The 15,839-nt window shown below is 60.5% G+C and carries 17 protein-coding genes; 6 read left to right on the top strand and 11 right to left on the bottom strand.

All coding sequences use genetic code 11. The features are described from left to right. Positions 1–2 precede the first annotated feature (2 nt). The 5 genes from HJB91_RS15050 to HJB91_RS15030 form a co-directional block, all read right to left on the bottom strand. Positions 3–1,655, bottom strand: a complete 1,653-nt coding sequence (locus tag HJB91_RS15050; RefSeq protein ID WP_221155203.1) for an ABC transporter substrate-binding protein — start codon at positions 1,653–1,655, stop codon at positions 3–5. Between the two features lie 187 nt (positions 1,656–1,842). Continuing rightward, positions 1,843–4,143: a molybdopterin guanine dinucleotide-containing S/N-oxide reductase gene (locus HJB91_RS15045; RefSeq protein WP_221155195.1), complete on the bottom strand. Its 2,301-nt coding sequence runs from the start codon at positions 4,141–4,143 to the stop codon at positions 1,843–1,845. Between the two features lie 41 nt (positions 4,144–4,184). Further along, on the bottom strand, positions 4,185–5,561 hold the full coding sequence (locus HJB91_RS15040) for an FAD-binding oxidoreductase (protein ID WP_221155193.1): 1,377 nt from the start codon (positions 5,559–5,561) through the stop codon (positions 4,185–4,187). Between the two features lie 71 nt (positions 5,562–5,632). Then, entirely contained in the window at positions 5,633–6,235 is a 603-nt protein-coding gene (locus HJB91_RS15035; protein ID WP_221155182.1) for a 2-hydroxychromene-2-carboxylate isomerase, read from the bottom strand. A 1-nt stretch (position 6,236) separates the two neighbouring features. Beyond that, on the bottom strand, positions 6,237–6,815 hold the full coding sequence (locus HJB91_RS15030) for a TetR/AcrR family transcriptional regulator (protein ID WP_221155180.1): 579 nt from the start codon (positions 6,813–6,815) through the stop codon (positions 6,237–6,239). A gap of 275 nt (positions 6,816–7,090) precedes the next feature. Here HJB91_RS15030 and HJB91_RS15025 point away from each other — a divergent pair, with 275 nt between their 5' ends. Further along, a complete protein-coding gene (locus HJB91_RS15025; RefSeq protein ID WP_221155178.1) occupies positions 7,091–7,318 on the top strand; it encodes a hypothetical protein in 228 nt (75 codons plus the stop codon). A gap of 153 nt (positions 7,319–7,471) precedes the next feature. Next, positions 7,472–7,672, top strand: a complete 201-nt coding sequence (locus tag HJB91_RS15020; protein WP_085781373.1) for a hypothetical protein — start codon at positions 7,472–7,474, stop codon at positions 7,670–7,672. A gap of 109 nt (positions 7,673–7,781) precedes the next feature. Here HJB91_RS15020 and HJB91_RS15015 read toward each other — a convergent pair whose 3' ends face one another. After that, positions 7,782–9,077, bottom strand: coding sequence for a GGDEF domain-containing protein (locus HJB91_RS15015; RefSeq protein WP_221155176.1), 1,296 nt, complete (start codon positions 9,075–9,077; stop codon positions 7,782–7,784). Positions 9,078–9,229: 152 nt separating this feature from the next. On the opposite strand from HJB91_RS15015, the gene HJB91_RS15010 reads away from it, so the two are divergent. The 3 genes from HJB91_RS15010 (at position 9,230) to HJB91_RS15000 (ending at position 11,564) form a co-directional block, all read left to right on the top strand. After that, on the top strand, positions 9,230–10,924 hold the full coding sequence (locus HJB91_RS15010; RefSeq protein ID WP_221155174.1) for a sensor histidine kinase: 1,695 nt from the start codon (positions 9,230–9,232) through the stop codon (positions 10,922–10,924). After that, a complete protein-coding gene (locus tag HJB91_RS15005) occupies positions 10,921–11,277 on the top strand; it encodes a response regulator (protein ID WP_221155172.1) in 357 nt (118 codons plus the stop codon). The genes HJB91_RS15010 and HJB91_RS15005 overlap by 4 nt, the downstream gene beginning before the upstream one ends. A 101-nt stretch (positions 11,278–11,378) precedes the next feature. Continuing rightward, on the top strand, positions 11,379–11,564 hold the full coding sequence (locus HJB91_RS15000; RefSeq protein ID WP_221155356.1) for a hypothetical protein: 186 nt from the start codon (positions 11,379–11,381) through the stop codon (positions 11,562–11,564). A gap of 47 nt (positions 11,565–11,611) precedes the next feature. Here HJB91_RS15000 and HJB91_RS14995 read toward each other — a convergent pair whose 3' ends face one another. The 4 genes from HJB91_RS14995 to HJB91_RS14980 form a co-directional block, all read right to left on the bottom strand. Next, entirely contained in the window at positions 11,612–12,130 is a 519-nt protein-coding gene (locus HJB91_RS14995; RefSeq protein WP_210632012.1) for a hypothetical protein, read from the bottom strand. Positions 12,131–12,229: 99 nt separating this feature from the next. Further along, on the bottom strand, positions 12,230–12,772 hold the full coding sequence (locus HJB91_RS14990) for a GXWXG domain-containing protein (RefSeq protein WP_210632179.1): 543 nt from the start codon (positions 12,770–12,772) through the stop codon (positions 12,230–12,232). Continuing rightward, positions 12,772–13,269 carry a metallophosphoesterase family protein gene (locus HJB91_RS14985; protein WP_210632011.1) on the bottom strand — a complete coding sequence of 166 codons (498 nt, stop codon included), beginning with the start codon at positions 13,267–13,269 and terminating at the stop codon, positions 12,772–12,774. Before HJB91_RS14985 ends, HJB91_RS14990 begins: the two co-directional genes overlap by 1 nt. A gap of 42 nt (positions 13,270–13,311) precedes the next feature. Continuing rightward, a complete protein-coding gene (locus HJB91_RS14980; protein WP_210632010.1) occupies positions 13,312–14,133 on the bottom strand; it encodes a DUF1206 domain-containing protein in 822 nt (273 codons plus the stop codon). A 97-nt stretch (positions 14,134–14,230) separates the two neighbouring features. On the opposite strand from HJB91_RS14980, the gene HJB91_RS14975 reads away from it, so the two are divergent. Then, positions 14,231–14,704, top strand: a complete 474-nt coding sequence (locus HJB91_RS14975) for an NUDIX domain-containing protein (RefSeq protein ID WP_221147035.1) — start codon at positions 14,231–14,233, stop codon at positions 14,702–14,704. A 51-nt stretch (positions 14,705–14,755) separates the two neighbouring features. Here the strand turns inward: HJB91_RS14975 and HJB91_RS14970 are convergent, their stop codons facing one another. Then, positions 14,756–15,754 (bottom strand): LacI family DNA-binding transcriptional regulator, encoded by a 999-nt coding sequence (locus HJB91_RS14970; protein ID WP_210632008.1) that lies wholly within the window; start codon positions 15,752–15,754, stop codon positions 14,756–14,758. Between the last annotated feature and the right edge of the window lie 85 nt (positions 15,755–15,839).

Below are 15,839 nucleotides of genomic sequence, written 5' to 3'. Positions count from 1 at the left end.
GCCTATTCGCTTTTCGTGGCGGTGTAGTAGCTGGCATAGGCGACGCCGTTGTAGATCTCTCCCCTGAGCTTCGGCGACTGCACGTAGATGCGCTGGACGATCTGGGTTCGCGGAATGAAATAGCCCTGGTCGAGCACGTATCTCTGCAATTCGTCGAGCAGCGGTTTGCGGGCTTCGATGGAGCCGGCGCCGGCGATCTTGTCGCGCAGGTCATTGAGGGTCTTGTCGCTCTCGTCGAGCGCAAACCAGTTCTCGCCATTGTTGGCATTCGTCAGGATGCTGGCGACGGTGCCCGCGTCGATGAAGGAGCGCGTCACCTCATATGCCGGTACGCCCGCGCCGCCGTACTTTACCTTCTGGCCGTAGGTCACGACGTCATAGGCACGGATATCGACCTTCCAGCCGATCTTGCCGAGCTGCTGCGCAATCAGTTCATCGATCGATTTCGATGTCGCGAGGTAGGGGTTGGAATTCAGCGTCAACGACAGCGGCTTGCCATCCTTGACGCGGACGCCGCCCGTTCCCTTCTTCCAGCCTGCCTCGTCGAGAAGCTTCTCTGCCTTTTCAGGATTGTAGGCAAGCAGCGCGCTCTGGTCGCTCGCGCCCGGAACGTTGCTCTGAATGAACGACGTCGCAAGCTTCCAGTCGGGCGTATAGACCGTGTCGATGATCTCCTGGCGATTGATGCCGGCCTGAAGCGCCTGGCGAACCTTTATATCGTCATAGGGCGCAAGCTTGGTGTTGATCGCCCAGCCGTTAACGAAGCCGAGATAGCGCGGCGTCGCTACCGTGAGGCCTTCCGACTTGAGAGACTCAAGTTCCTGCGGCGATGCGTTATAGGCTACGTCGGCCTGGCCGGACTGGACGGCTGCGACGCGCAGCGACGGTTCCGAGACGAGCTTGTAGGTGATCCTGTCGAGATGGGCCGGACCTGTCTGGCCGACCGCCGCAGGACCCCAGTTGTAATCCTTGCGCTTGGTAAGCTTGACGTAGTCGCCTTCCTTCCAGGACTCGACGACGTAGGGGCCGCTGCCGGAGGTCTTGCTGAGATCGGCCTGGCTGCTTGCTGGCGAGGCGATGGTCTTCGGGGAGATAAGGATCGAGCCATGATAGCCGAGCGTCGGAATGAAGCCGAGCGTCGGCTTCTTGAAGAAGACCTTCACGGTTGTCGCATCGACGGCTTCGGCATGATCATAGGTCTTGGGGAACAAGCCGATCGGATTGATGCCCTCGCTCTTGCGTCCGGCATACCAGATGTCGAGATTTGCCACGACGGCTGCCGCATCGAGTGGGCTGCCGTCGGAGAAGGTCACGCCGCTCTTGAGATGCAGGGTGAATTCCGTCGCATTGTCGTTCTGCTCCCAGCGCTCGGCGATCCACGGGCTGACTTTGCCGTCGGCATCGACATAAAGAAGCTTGTCGGTGACATGGCCCCAGATGTGGCCCTGAAAGCTCGAGATCGCGCTGTTGTTGGGAATCCAGGTGTCGCCCAGTGAGTCGATCAGGAAGACGACATCCCCGCCATCATGCGCGCCGTTCTCAGCCAATGCCGGGGTTACATTCGCTGTTGCGACCAGAGCGCCAAATGCCAGTGCAGAGGTGGCGGTCAGCAGACGACGCCGGGAAAGAAGAGGGCGAGAAGAACGGTCGTTCATGAAGCGGTCCTGTTTGGTTGCCGGGCTGATTACAAACAGGAGCCTATGGGAGGGGATCAGTTTCGAGAAAGACTGGTTGTTCTTTTTCTACCAAATCTGTAGATTATTTTATCAGCGCAATCCGAAGCACGAGGATCAAGATTTCCGGCCGTCGATCGCCCGGCGAGCGAGATTGCGCGATGCCGGTCTATCCGGCCCTAAACGTCATTCCGTCGAGAATGCGCACGGGCGGCAGTTCACCGGTAAAGCGCTCGACATCGACCTTCGTCAGTTGGCCCGTCGAGCCTTGGGCAAGCTGCGATGTACCGGCGTCACGGGTGAGGATGTTCGGGTTGCCATGAATGCACATGGCCATCGCGGCATCAGCATCATCGGGCTCGAACCATGCGCCGGTGGCAAGCTGCATGACACCCGGTCTTACGTCCCCACTGATCACCGCAGCCGCCAGGCAACTGCCGCGGGCGTTGAACAGCCTGACGATATCCTGGTCCGAAATGCCACGCTCTGCCGCATCGGTAGGGTGCATGCGCACCGGCTCCCGGCCGCCGATCTTGGTGGAACGGCTGAAGTCACCATAGTCCAGCTGGCTGTGAAGGCGCGCGTGGGGCTGGTTGCAGATGAGGTAAAGAGGATAGGTTGTCTCTACGGGGTCTGTCTCCAGGGCCGGTTCATACCAGCGCGGATGGCCTCGGCAATCGTCATAGCCAAAGCTCTCTATCGTGTCAGAGAAGATTTCGATCCTGCCCGATGGCGTCGGCAGCGGATTGCCGTCTGGATCGGCGCGGAATGCGCGCGCAGGCCCGCCATCGTCAGGCTTTACCGGCAGCATCAGCTCACCCTTTTCCCAGAACGTTTCGAAATCCGGCGCCGGATGCCCGGCGGCGGCGAGTGCTGTTCGGGTGGTCTCGAAGAGGAAAGCCAGCCACTCACGGCTTGACCGGTTCTCGGTGAACTCGCCGCGCCTGCCGAGGCGCTCTGCGATATCAGCGAATATCTCGTAGTCGGAGCGTGCTTCGCCGACCGGCTCGATCAGCTTCTTCATGGCGATCATCATCGGATCGCGGTCGGCCGCGCCGATATCGTCACGCTCGAGCGACGTGGTCGCGGGTAGGACGATATCCGCGTGGCGCGCCGAAGACGTCCACGCCGTCTCGTGCACGATGATCGTCTCCGGCTTCTTGAATGCCTTGCGCAGCCTGTTGAGATCCTGATGATGATGGAACGGATTGCCGCCCGCCCAATAAACGAGGCGGATGTCAGGATAGCGCAAAGACTGGCCATTGTAGTGGAACGGATCGCCGGGGTTCAGCAGCATGTCTGCGATCCGTGCGACAGGAATGAAATCCGTCACCGGATTGTGGAACTGCCTGAGCGTCGGCAGGGGGACGGTGAGTTGGCGCTTGCCGATGTTGCCGAGCGCACCGAGCGAATAGGAAAAGCCGCCGCCATCGAGCCCGATCTGGCCGAGCATGGCCGCCAACACGATCCCCATCCAGACCGGCTGCTCGCCGTAATCGGCGCGCTGCAGGGAATGGCTGACGGTGATCAGCGTTCGGGCATTCGCCATGCTCCGCGCCAGATCCACGATCGTCTCGGCGGCGATACCGCAGATGCCGGCTGCCCATTGCGGGCTCTTCTCGACGCCATCCTCGCGTCCCAGCAGATAAGCCTCGAAGCGTGGATAGCCTGTCGTATAGCGGTCGAGATATTCCCGGTCATGCCGCCCCTCGGCGACGAGAACGAAGGCGATTGCGAGCATGAGCGCGACATCGGTTCCGGGGATGACTGGCAGCCATTCCGCATCGAGATCGGTGGCAATATCATCCTTGAGCGGGCTTATGAGAACGAAGCGCGCACCACGCGCGCGGGCACCGCTCAGCGCAGGGCGCACGACATGCCGGCTGATGCCGCCGCCATGGACATCGGTGTTCTTGACCGCCATGCCGCCGAAGGCGACGATCAGCTCGGTGCTACGCTCGATCGCCTCCCAGGTGACGCTCTTTCGGTCGAAATGATCATAGGGGCCGAGCACATGCGGAATGACGACCATCGCCGCGCCCGAACTGTAGGTATTGACCGATCTTACATATCCGCCGAGCACGTTCAGGAAGCGGTGGATCTGGCTTTGGGCGTGATGAAACCGTCCGGCACTCGACCAGCCGTACGAGCCGCCGAAGATGGCTTGCGGCCCGACTTTGCCGTAGACACGGCGAAGCTCGTTGGCGACCAGATCGAGCGCTTCCGGCCAGGCGACCTCGACATAGACGTCGCTTCCGCGCTTCTCCGCATTATCAGGCCTGCCTTCAAGCCAGCCTCGTCTGACGGCCGGGCGCCGGATGCGGGCGGAGCTATGTGCGATCGCGGGAAGATTGCCGAGCAGGGGAGATGGATGCGGGTCGGCGGGATGGGGACGGATTTTGAGCTCGCCGCTCTGGTGCCGTCCATAGAATGCACCCCAGTGAGAGCTGTGGGGTTTGAAACCGTCCATCGCACCGTCTCCCGCGGCAAGGGTGGAAAAATGAGCAGCACTTATGCCGGCAGGATCTTGCCGGGGTTCATGATGCCTTTGGGATCGATGGCGTTCTTGAGCAGGGCCATCAGCTCGACGGCGTCTCCATGTTCCTGACGCAGATAGCCGATCTTGCCGGTGCCGACGCCGTGTTCCCCGGTCGACGTGCCGCCGACGGAGATTGCGTGTTCCACCATCTTCTTGTTGATGGCGGCGACCTCCGCGAGCTCCGCTTCGTTATCCGAATCCACGGCGAAGACCACATGATAGTTGCCGTCGCCGACATGGCCGAGAATGGCAGCCGGAACGCTGCAGTCCTGCAAGAGCGTGCGCGTCTTGAGAATGCAGCCGCTGAGTTCCGAAACCGGAACGCAGACATCGGATGACCAGCCCCGTGCATTTTGCCGTTGCGAGACGACCGCGTAGAAGGCGTTGTGGCGGGCTTTCCAGAGACGGTTTCGTTCTTCCGGCGCGTTGGCCCATTCGAAGTCCTTGCCACCGTGATCCTTCACGATTTCTCCAACCAATTCGACCTGCTCCTGAACCGAGGCAGGGGATCCGTGGAACTCGAAGGCGAGGGTATCTTCAATCTTGAGAGAGAGACCGGAATAAGCGTTGGTGGCGGAAATTAGGCCACGGTCCATCAGTTCCATCCGGGCGACTGGAATCGCAAGCTGCACGATCGCAATTGCCGCGTTGACCGCTTGCTCAACGTTCTCGAATGAACAAAGGGCCGCCGAAATGGTTTCCGGAACCCCCTGGAGCCGTAACGTCAGTTCAGTGATGATACCGAGCGTGCCTTCCGAACCGACGAACAGGCGTGTGAGGTCATATCCAGCTGCCGATTTACGCGCCCGCCCGCCGGTCCGGATGACCTGGCCACTCGGCAGCACAACAGTCAACGACAGCACGTTCTCGCGCATGGTGCCGTAGCGAACGGCGTTGGTGCCTGATGCACGGGTCGCTGCCATGCCGCCAATCGAAGCGTTGGCGCCCGGGTCGATCGGAAAGAACAGGCCCTGATCGCGCAGATAAGCGTTGAGCTGTTCGCGCGTGACGCCGGCTTGGACGGTGCAGTCGAGATCCTCGGCGCTGACGCGAATGATCTGCGACATCTGCGAAAGATCGATGGAAATGCCACCGCGCACCGCGGTCAGATGGCCTTCGAGCGACGTGCCCGCGCCAAAGGCGACGACGGGCACGTTTTCGGCCGCGCAGAGCCGAACGATCTCGGCGACCTCGTCCGTGCTTTCCGCAAACACCACGGCATCGGGGATTGCCGATGCGTGGTGGGATTCACCGCGGCCATGCTGTTCGCGCAGCGCCTGCGAAATCGAGAAGCGATTGCCGAACATCGACAGCAACTGATCGGATAGCTCGGTGGATAGGGCGCCCATTTCTGGTTCCTCAGTCAGCAGTGGTGGCGGCGAGAAATCGCGCATATGTGTTTGCACCCAGTCTATGGGTGTCAGACGGCGATCTTCTCGCCCTTCAGATGGCGTTCCAGGAATGGCAGGCTGTCCTGGCCCCAGTAGAGCTCGTCCTCGTAACGAAACGTCGGAAGGCCGAAGATACCGGCGTTCTTGGCGCCTTCTATGTTGGATCGCCAGACTGACTGGATCGCCTCCGACCGAGCCCGATCTTCGAGCTTTGTTCCATCGAAACCTGCCGTTTGGGCAATAGCCTGGCGGATTTCGCTTCGGCCGATATCATCGCCATTCGTCCAGAAGGCCGCCTGAAGAGCGCGCGTCAGCTTGAGCCAGTCCAGGCCATCCTCGATGGCGGCAATCACCATAAAGCCCGCCGGAGTCGGATCGGAAAGCGCGGATCGATTTTCCAAGCTGAGCGTCTTGCCGCGCAATGCCGCCCAGCGCTTCAGGTCCTTGGTCCAGTAGGCGCGCCGCGCCTCGGGCCGGTTGCGCGAATAGATACCGCCATTGTCCTCAATAATAGAGATGACGTGCGGGCGGATCGACGCTCCGTGCCTTCCCGCAAGTTCCGTAAAAGCATCGAGACCGATGAAGGACCAAGGTGAACCGATGCCGAAGAAGTAGTCGATTGCTTTGGTCATACTATGCCTGTTCAGCGTCCTTGATTGGGGAAAGTGCGGCGTCGAAAACGAAAAGAGCGCAGTCTCTGGCGGTCAGCACGGCTCGGGGATCGCGGCCAACGGCGACTGTCGCCAGCGCTCCTTCGTAAAGGAGGGCAAGGTGAGCAGCCGGCTGATGTGCTGCGGCATTCGCCCTCGCCATGAGCGCGCGAAACATTTGGCTGACGGCGGCTTTGTGGGCACGTGCGACGGTAACGACACGTTCGGAATCGCCGTGCTCGGCCACCGCCAGAGCGAACGCACATCCTCGAAATTCAGGGCTATCAGCCTTCTCATGCAACCGCTCAAAGACGAGCTTGAGCTGATCCCGTGGATTGGCTGCCTCGTCTAAGACTTCTTCAAGAGAGCGGACGACGCGCTCATGACGGTCCTGAAGATAGGCGGCGACGAGATGGTCCTTTGACGGGAAATGCCGATAGAGCGTCGCTTTGGCGACCTTGGTTTCGTCGATGATCCGGTCAATGCCAACAGCGCGAATACCCTCGCGGTAGAAAAGTGCGCCGGCTGACGCAAGAATGTGGTCTGATATCGATGCTTTCATGGAACTGTTTAAGGCAGCCTTCTTAATCGGTACGCTTTCACGTGCGAACTAGTTTAAGAGCTTTTATGCGCCTTAGATGGCAAGAGAAAGACAGGTCGTTCCTTTTGCTCCGCTGGCTAGGAATGTTTTTGCTTCAACATGGCGAATATTGCGTTGGCTGTGATTCAGCTAGGTGACGACCTAACTGAGCATTCGATCCTCGAGGTTCGTTCGAGCACGAGCAAGGCTGCATTTTCAGCCACTGCAGTCAGCGATGTTATCTGAGGCGAGACAGCATGCGCCCCAATTACAATTTCAACAGAGACGATTTCGGCCCCCGCGGCGGCGAAGCCGACCAGCTGCGGAAATCCATGGCGAAGCTCTTCGAACGGTCGCGTCGGGTTGTGCTCGGCGCCAGCATGATGGCGATCAACGGGCGTGGTTTTGAGACGATCGCTGCCTTCATTGAGGGCCAGATTGTTTCCCCGACTGGTTACCGAAGGAGAATCCAAGAGATCTGCTGAAAACACGACTGTTGATGGCCGATGAACTAGTTGGCGGCTTTGGACGAAATTGCAGATACCGCACGGAAACAAAACGGCAGCTATGTGGTTACTGATCAGACGCGCAGGAGCGTTTCCCTTGCGAGGAAAAGTAGCCGTAACGGGAGCAAGACGATGGACACAGCAACACATTGGGCGCTTCTCCTTGGCATATTGACGTTGGCGAGCTGGTTGGCCGGAGGCTTCGCGGCTGTGCTTGGAAACGTGGAGCTTGGCCATCACGGGCAAAAGACAGCCGAATATCTGACATTCGGTCTGAGCGTCACCGGCTTCATCTCCGCCATCGCGATGGTATTGATCCTGGTGATCCGATGACCTCGATCACCCGACTGGCCATAGGGCCGGCCTTCCCGCGACCGTCGACTATGTGGCTGCGGGCTGGCTGATCGTTCGGGGGATGAGCTCTGATCGATCTGTCTATCCGCTACCCCTGACGTCGCGCGGCGGTCTGTCCGGCGGCAGCAGGCGGACGACGAAAGATCGAGACCTGGTTGCGTCCGGCCTCCTTGGCGCGGTAAAGCGCCATGTCGGCCTCGTGCTGGAGATTGGCCAACGAAACATCCGTATCGAGTGCCGATTTGAACGCCACCCCGACGCTCAGCGTCACCGAGGGGCCAACGCTGGAGGCCGGGTTCGGCAGGGCGGCCGCTTCCACGCTTTCGCGTATTCGCCTGGCGACCGCGACGGCCTCTTCTTCATCGACATCAGGAAGCACGATGAGAAACTCCTCGCCGCCATGTCGAGAGACAAGATCGCGATCTGCGCGCACGCAGCTCTGGATGATGCCGGCAACCTTGACGAGGCAGCGATCGCCTTCGCCATGGCCGAGCTTATCGTTCAGCCCCTTGAAATGATCAATATCGCACATCAGCATGGCGACGCCAGTTTCGCGGCCATTGCGCCAGAGGCCCTCAAGCGTTTCCATCATCCAACGGCGATTGGCGATCCCGGTGAGCGGGTCGGTTCGGGCCAGCCGCTCCAATCGGGCGTTCGCGTCGGCCAGCTCCGCGACACGGCGTTGATCCCTGCAGTCCAGAAGAAATGTCTTCTGCGCCAGGATGTTCATCGTTCGCCTGGCGACCACCGTCGCGATGATCCCACAGGAAAAGAACAGGGTCGCGGCGACGACGCTGCCCGCTTCCAAAAGCGGGTTGTGCCATTGAAGGATGAAGTAGAGACAAAGGGCATAACAGGCGATTGCGGTCGTCCAGGCCAGCGGCACGCTGAAGATGGTGATTGCGCTCGTCGCGACGAACAACATGATGCTCAAATGCCGCTCGTAAAATTCGCCGCCGGCAAAAACGCCGACGAGCCCGACCGAGAGGAGAATGAGGGACATTCCCACAAGCAGCGACGCCCGCTGAACGGCCGCCGGCCGCGGCTTGTTCCAGACGACCGCGGTCAAGATTGCCGCGGGCGGCAAAACGCAGGCGGGCGCAATCATCGACAGAACGATCTGCCGGGGAAGCAGGAGGGCGTTCAGCGCCAGCGTTAGAACATCGACAAATGCGACCCAAATCATCCAGGAGCGGATGACCTTCGCCGTTTGCCGCCACAGCCTTTCCTCAAAACGGCGGCGCAGTTCGCCCGTCAGGCGGATATCGCGGGTTCGGCCCGATAAAAGACGTTCGACCTCATCCACCATTGCGCCGGTCAACGGCCGTGGCGGCACAGACCCGGCTGCAGAGATTTCAGAGGAAGTGCTTTTGGCATCACTCATCTCTGATTTAACTAGCCGCGATGCAAAGCTCGGCAAGGCGTACGCACTCGCATCGGGATTCGTATGTTGATATTTTGTAAACAAGATTGCGCGCGCGGTCTGGGCCGGATCGTCTCGATCATGCTACCAACTCTTTTCCGAGAGGGGGCAGGATGAGGCTCAAACTGGTTGCAGTTGCGGTCGCGGCGCTGGCGCCGGTGGTTGCGATGCTCGTCTACAACGAAGTCGCGCTTCGCCATCAGCGCAACGAGGAAGTGCGTGCCTCCGCGGCGCAGGCGGCGAGGCAAGCCTCGTCGGAAGTCGAGCGGATTATCGAGGGTCTGCACGCCCTTCTCGTCGCCGTATCCGCCATGCCTTCCGTCCGGCATCTCGACGTCCAAGCTTGCAACGATGCACTGAAATCGGTTGTCGAAAGTATCCCCAACATCCGCACCATCTTCGTCGCCGGCCTCGATGGGCATCCCATCTGCGGAAGCATGGCGTTTCCACAGGGTGTGATGTTTTCCGACCGCGATTACTTCCGGCAGACTCTGGAGACCAAGGACTTCGTCGTCGGCACCTATACGCAGAGCCGCCTTTCCGATCGCCCGGTGTTGCCGCTCGCGATGCCGCTGATGGAAGGCGATAGCATCAAGGCGATGATCATCAGCGGAATTCGGCTGGACTGGCTGCAGAACCGCATCACCGAGCGCGGTGTTGCTCCCGGCAATGCGGTGACGCTCGCCGACGCCAAAGGGACTATCATTGCGCACGTTCCCTCTCCCGAACAGTTCGTCGGTACGGTTATGCCCGAGGAATACCAGCGGCTGATCCACGCCGAACAGCCTGATGTCATCGAGATGACCGGCCAGGACGGAACAGCGCATATCGTCGGCTATCGCCCGATAGCCTTGCCTTCCAACCCACTCTATGTCAGCGCCGGCTTCTCGAAAGCGGAAGCCTTCGCGCCGATCGACCGGGCGACGCTGATGAATACGCTCGCCATCATCGGCGGTGCGCTTTTCGCCTTCCTCGCCGCGATTTTTATCGGCAACCGCTTCATCCTGATACCGATCTCGAGGATCGCCGATGTGATGGAAAGCTGGCGCAGCGGTCAGACGACGGCGCGGACCGGCATGACGGGACCGGACGAGCTGGGGCTCGTCGGCGCAACCTTCGATCGGCTGCTCGACGAACTCGAAGAGCGCAGGCGGCAAAATCAGCAGGCGGAGGAGGAACGAAGCCTGCTCGTCCGCGAGCTGGCGCATCGCGTCAAGAATGGCTTTACGCTCGTGCAGGCGATTGCCAGACAAACCTTCTCGCGGTCAGATCCGGAGAGATACAATTCCTTCGCCGAGCGGCTCGCAGCCCTCGCCGGCACCTATGACCTCATCCTGTCGCGGGAGGGGTCGGCTTCGCCCATTCGGGATATCCTCTCCGCAGCCCTGCGGGCGCATGTCGCCTCGCAAGCCGAGCGCATTCATCTCGAAGGACCGGACGTCGTTCTTCCCGCAGACACCGCCCTGCCGCTCTCGCTCGTGATTCATGAGCTGGCGACCAATGCAACCAAGTATGGAAGCCTCGGCAGCGAAAATGGAACAGTCACCATCGAATGGAAACATGAGGATGGATGCGTCCAGCTTCTGTGGACGGAAGCCGGCGGCCCGCCGGTCTCGACGCCGACGAAAAAGGGCTTCGGCTCGGTGCTCATAGAACGTGCCTTCCCTTCGAAGGCGCAGGCGCGATCCCGGGTGGACTACCGGACCGAAGGCCTCATCTTCGAAGTAATATTTTCGATTGGGGAACCGGTTGCCAAAGGCGAAGTTGACCCTCCAAGCCGGGACGAAAAGCATACGAGCCAGACATGAAAACCAAGGTAGTCGTGGTCGAGGACGAAGCTCTGCTGCTGATGATGGCGGTCGCCATCGTCGAGGAGGCAGGCCTTGAGGCGCTCGAGGCACGCAATGCCGACGAGGCGCTCATGCTTTTCGAAAGAGTGCCCGGCATACGGATCCTGTTTACCGATATCGACATGCCGGGAAGCATGGATGGCTTGATGCTGGCAAAGGCGGTCCGTGATCGCTGGCCGCCCGTGGAAATCATCATCGTCTCCGGCATGAAGCAGCCGGAGGCGGATGCTTTGCCCGAGCGCGGCGTCTTCTTCTCCAAGCCCTATGATACCAGGCAGCTTACCAATGCGCTCGTCAGCATGGCCGCGTAGGGCTGCGAGCCACGGCATCATCTGCGCGACTGGAAATGGTGCTGGTCGATGCATCCTTTTGGAATCTCGCGCGTTTTCCCTGCTTCAACAAGGAGACCACCATGTCCAAACGCGAACTCATCGATACAGGCCCCGACAAGCGCTACGTCCGTCGCGACGATCAGGGTCGCTTTACCGAGTCGGTCGAGGTCAGCCGCTCGCTCTCGGCAGACAAGCGACGCCGGGCGAAAAATGATGCGAAGCCCGGAGAGGGCGACTGCGGCGATCATCGCGCCAAGAAGCACTGAAGGCGACGATCGAGTCGTCACTCCGCTCTGGCCAGCGGCCCGATCGACTATCTTTCCGCCAGGGAAGGCCGCTGCAAATCGATGCGGCTGGTGATGACCGGCTGGCCGGAAGCAGGGTCTTTGTCGACAGTCTGCAGTCGAAGCCTGTTCTGCCCGATTTTTTCGATCAGTAGCACTGCGTCTCGGTCTCCGTTGATCAGCCGCGCCCAAGTCACCCGCAGGTTGAGGGCGGCGCCTTTCCTATTCCCTGCAAGCTTCGACGGCAGTCCTGATGGTCCCACGTAATTGCCGGTATAACGCTCTCCGGCGGCCTTTACGGTCGCGGAGAAGGTTCTGGTGAAAACCGCAAGGCCGCGACACGTCCCGCTCATCGAGACGGCCGATGTACCTGCGTCGGATCGAAGGGTGCAGGAGACTTTGAGATTCGGGCCGCCTATCTTGGTCAGCACCATTCCGGTTCCGCTCCAGTCCCCGCCCAAAGACTGTAGAAATCCAGCCTCCGACGCTGTTGCCTTGGCCGGCAGGCAGGAGAGCGAGAGCAAAGTCGCGATCAGAGCAGCACGCATGAGATCCCCCCGGGTTGCATGGCCTAACACCTGAGCGGAGCAGATTGTTCCCCCCGCAGGCTTCGTGCAACCATTGCGGCGGCAGCCTGCTTTCTCGCCTCATTCACTCCATCGCCTCGACGCCGCATCGATTCTCCGGAGCTTGAAGAAATAACGACGGGCATCGCCGTCGACGAACATCATACCAGCGACCTCGTCGTCTCCCGTCCTGCGGAAATAGTCGGCGATTGGCTGCCTGTCGTAGATCATAGCAGCTGTGGTGAGGTTATCGAAGGTCCGAAGCTTCAGCGACGCGGTCGTACCCCGCGCCCGGAGCGCCTTCTGCAGATAGGAGAACCAGTTCCGGGCGATCCGAGTGCGGCCGAACGGCGCCGCCTTGATGGCCAGGCTGATCGGAAAAATGCCGGGGTCGATCGCCACCAGCCGATCCGACCGCCACTGAAAGAGGAGGGCGTCCGCGCGCATGTCGACGTGAAACCGCTTCCCGAACCAGCCGAGGTTCTCGAGAACACCGTCGAGCGGGTGATCCGATGGGATGCCCGCACCTCGCCACAGGCCGAGCATCTCGGTCGGCTGGACCGGCGCCAGCGAGGAAAACCAGGCTGTCATTTCGTCCTGTCGCTTAGCGCTCTTCAGCGGCATCATGACCCCGCCTTCGTTGACAACAGGGCTTGCAGCGACACCGGCCTGAGGCCCTGCGCATCGACGCCCACATCGTACTGGCGGGGCAGGGGCTTGAGGCGACCGTGGGAATGTCCGTGCAGATTGATCGACTTCTTACCCATCTTGTTCCAGGTGCGGAACGGATAATGGCACAGGATCAGCAGATGATCGTCCAGCGTCATCTCGCTGTAGTGCTGAATGCTTGTCCATCCCCTCGCCGCCGTCGTGGTCGCGGGATCATTATTCCCAATGATCAGGTGCTTTCGCCCGTTCAGCATCGAAAGGAGCTGATCACAGTCCCCGCCGCGAGACGACATGAAGTCACCGAGATGCCAGATGTCGTCCTGCGGACCAATAATCTCGTTCCAGTTGCGGATCAGGGTCACGTCATGCGACGTCATGTCGGGAAAGGGGCGTCGGTCGATGCGAAGGACGCGGGGATCTGCAAAATGGGTATCGCCGGTGAAGTAGATCATTTGACAGAGATGGCGCAGCCCGCCCGCTTGGGAAGCCGTTTGCTAATGGCCAGGGGTGGGGATCGATTGCTTGACGTCATCAAAGGACGGGCTGTGCACGACGCGATAGCGCGCTTCGACGAGGTTATAGATCCCGAAGGCCGCCAGTCCGATTGCGACGGCGATATAGAGGATCGAGCCGAAAGGAAGCTGTCTCACCCATTCGAGCGCGTCCGCCATGCTGCCTGCCTGCTGAGGATCAACGCGAAACCCTGCATAGGCGAAGAAGATTCCGATGATCACGAAGACGACGCCGCGGGCGACGAGGCCGTATACGCAGACCGAGGTCACCACGCCGCTGACGTCCGCAAGTCTGAGATAGCGCTCGAATTTCTTGCTGATGCCCTTGGCTGCCGTCACGACCCCGCCGATGATGAAGCCGAGGCCGACGGCTACGGCAAGATAGGCGCCGAACGGCTGCGACATGATCCATTCTGCCAACCCTTTCTCACCAGATTGCTGGCTCCCGCCGCCGCTGAAGAGTGCGTGACCCAGCGCATAACCGGCAAGGCCGAGATAGACGACGGCGCTGCCGAAGAAAACCGTGCGGATGGCGATGGCCTTGGCGTCGCGGCCATGGCCGTCGCTGTCGGCGAGCGACTGCGCCAGTCGCCAGGCGACGAAACCGAGAAGTCCGATGCCGATGAGACCAACCCAGACGCGGCCGAAGGGCTGTGCGAGAAGCGTCGAAAGTGCCGACTTCGTTTCCGGCTTCCCCCCGGCGACGCCGGAAAAGAGGGCGAGGCCCGCCACAAGGAGGAATACGACGCCGCGCGCCACATAGCCGCTCTTGGCAAGCAGGTCGAAACGAAATTCTTTGGGCATGATATTCTCCGCGCGTCTGTGTGGCTGTCACCTCTAACGCGCCACCGCGTGGAAAGTTGTCATCGAGGAAAGACCATGATCATTGAGGGGGTTGTCGATGCCGGTCCGTAGCGCCGGGCTTCTCATCTACCGCCTTTGCGAGACGAGGCTGGAGGTCCTGCTCGTCCATCCCGGCGGTCCCTTCTGGGCGAAGAAGGACGAGGGCGCATGGTCTATTCCGAAAGGTTTGATCGAAGCCGGCGAAGACGAATTGTCGGCAGCGATCCGGGAGGCGCAGGAGGAGCTCGGCGTCGAAATTCAAGGAAGCTTCGCCCCGCTCGGTGAATATCGCCAACCCGGCGGAAAAGTGGTGGTCGTCTGGTCGGTGGAGGCGAACGCGGCGCTTGATGTCGAGACGGTGCGGAGTTCGGAGTTTCAGATCGAATGGCCACCACGATCGGGCCGCATCCAGGCTTTTCCCGAGGTCGATCGCGCGGGATGGTTTCCTACCCCAGAAGCTGAGATCAAAATTCTCAAGGGCCAGCTCCCCATGCTTGCCGATCTCGTTACGCAGCTCGGTCGAGACCAGTGAACCGGAGTCTCAGCCATGATTCTGCTTCGACAAGCCGAGGCTGCAAAAGCCTCAATCGACCCCGGTGATCTCGGGAGTGAAGGCGATAATTTTTTCGGATATCTGACTTCCGTCGCCGCTGCTCGCAGCGAGCAGAAGCGCAGCAGCGACTTCGCCCATCTGACGCCGTGGCGAAATCGAAGTCGCGATCCTGACGGGGAGGGCGCTGGCGACATCCAGCCCATTGAATCCGGCGATCAGGATTTCCGCAGGGCTGGAAATGCCGAGTTCCAGGCACGCAAAGACGCCGCCGGTTGCCATGTCGTCGTTGGAATAATAGATGCAGTCGAGATCTCTCGTCGCCGCGAGCATCGACATCGACAGCCGCTTGCCGTGCGCCACCGAGGAATAGGCGGCGTTGAACCGCTCGTCCACGAAAGAAAGGCCGCTCTCGCGCAGCACTTTCTCGAAGCCGGCTTTCCGCTTGCCGGCGCGCAGATCCCTGTCGATCGCGCTGCCGATATACCCGAACCGCCGCCGGCCGGCCGCCAACAGCGCTTTTGCCATCTCTTCTCCGGCCTTGCCATGAGATAGACCGACGTTGAAATCGATGGGGGTACCGTCGAGGTCCATCAGTTGGATGACGGGAATCGCGGCATTCTGCAGCATTCTCACCGTTTCTGCCGGCTGATCGAGACCCGTCACGATGATGGCGGCAGGGCGCCAGGAGAGCATGTCGCGAATGATCTCGCGCTCCTTCGCCATATCATAATCGGAGATGCCGAACACCGCCTGCATGCCTGATCCTCGCAGCCCGGCCGAAATGCCCGCCAGCATTTCGGGAAAGACGATGTTGGACATGCTGGGAACGACGACGGCGACAAGATTGGTGCGCTGCGACGACAGTGAGAGCGCCAGCCGGTTGCCGACGTAATTTAACCGCTCGGCCTGCTCAAGCACTTTTTCGCGGGTCTCCTTGGAGACGTCGGCGGCGCCGCGAAGAGCGCGCGATGCCGTCATCTTGCTGACGCCGGCCGCAGCGGCAACTTCTTCCAGTGTCGATTTATGCATTGCACCGACCCCATCGTCGAACTGCCTCGCCAGCGGGCAACGTCAAATTCATAGGCCTTTTTCAAAAAAAGGAAAACACTCACTA

It is taken from the genome of Rhizobium sp. NLR10b (assembly GCF_019685435.1).
GTDB lineage: Bacteria > Pseudomonadota > Alphaproteobacteria > Rhizobiales > Rhizobiaceae > Rhizobium.
Note: the sequence above shows the minus strand (reverse complement) of the source record. Positions and strands in the feature narration are given on the sequence as shown.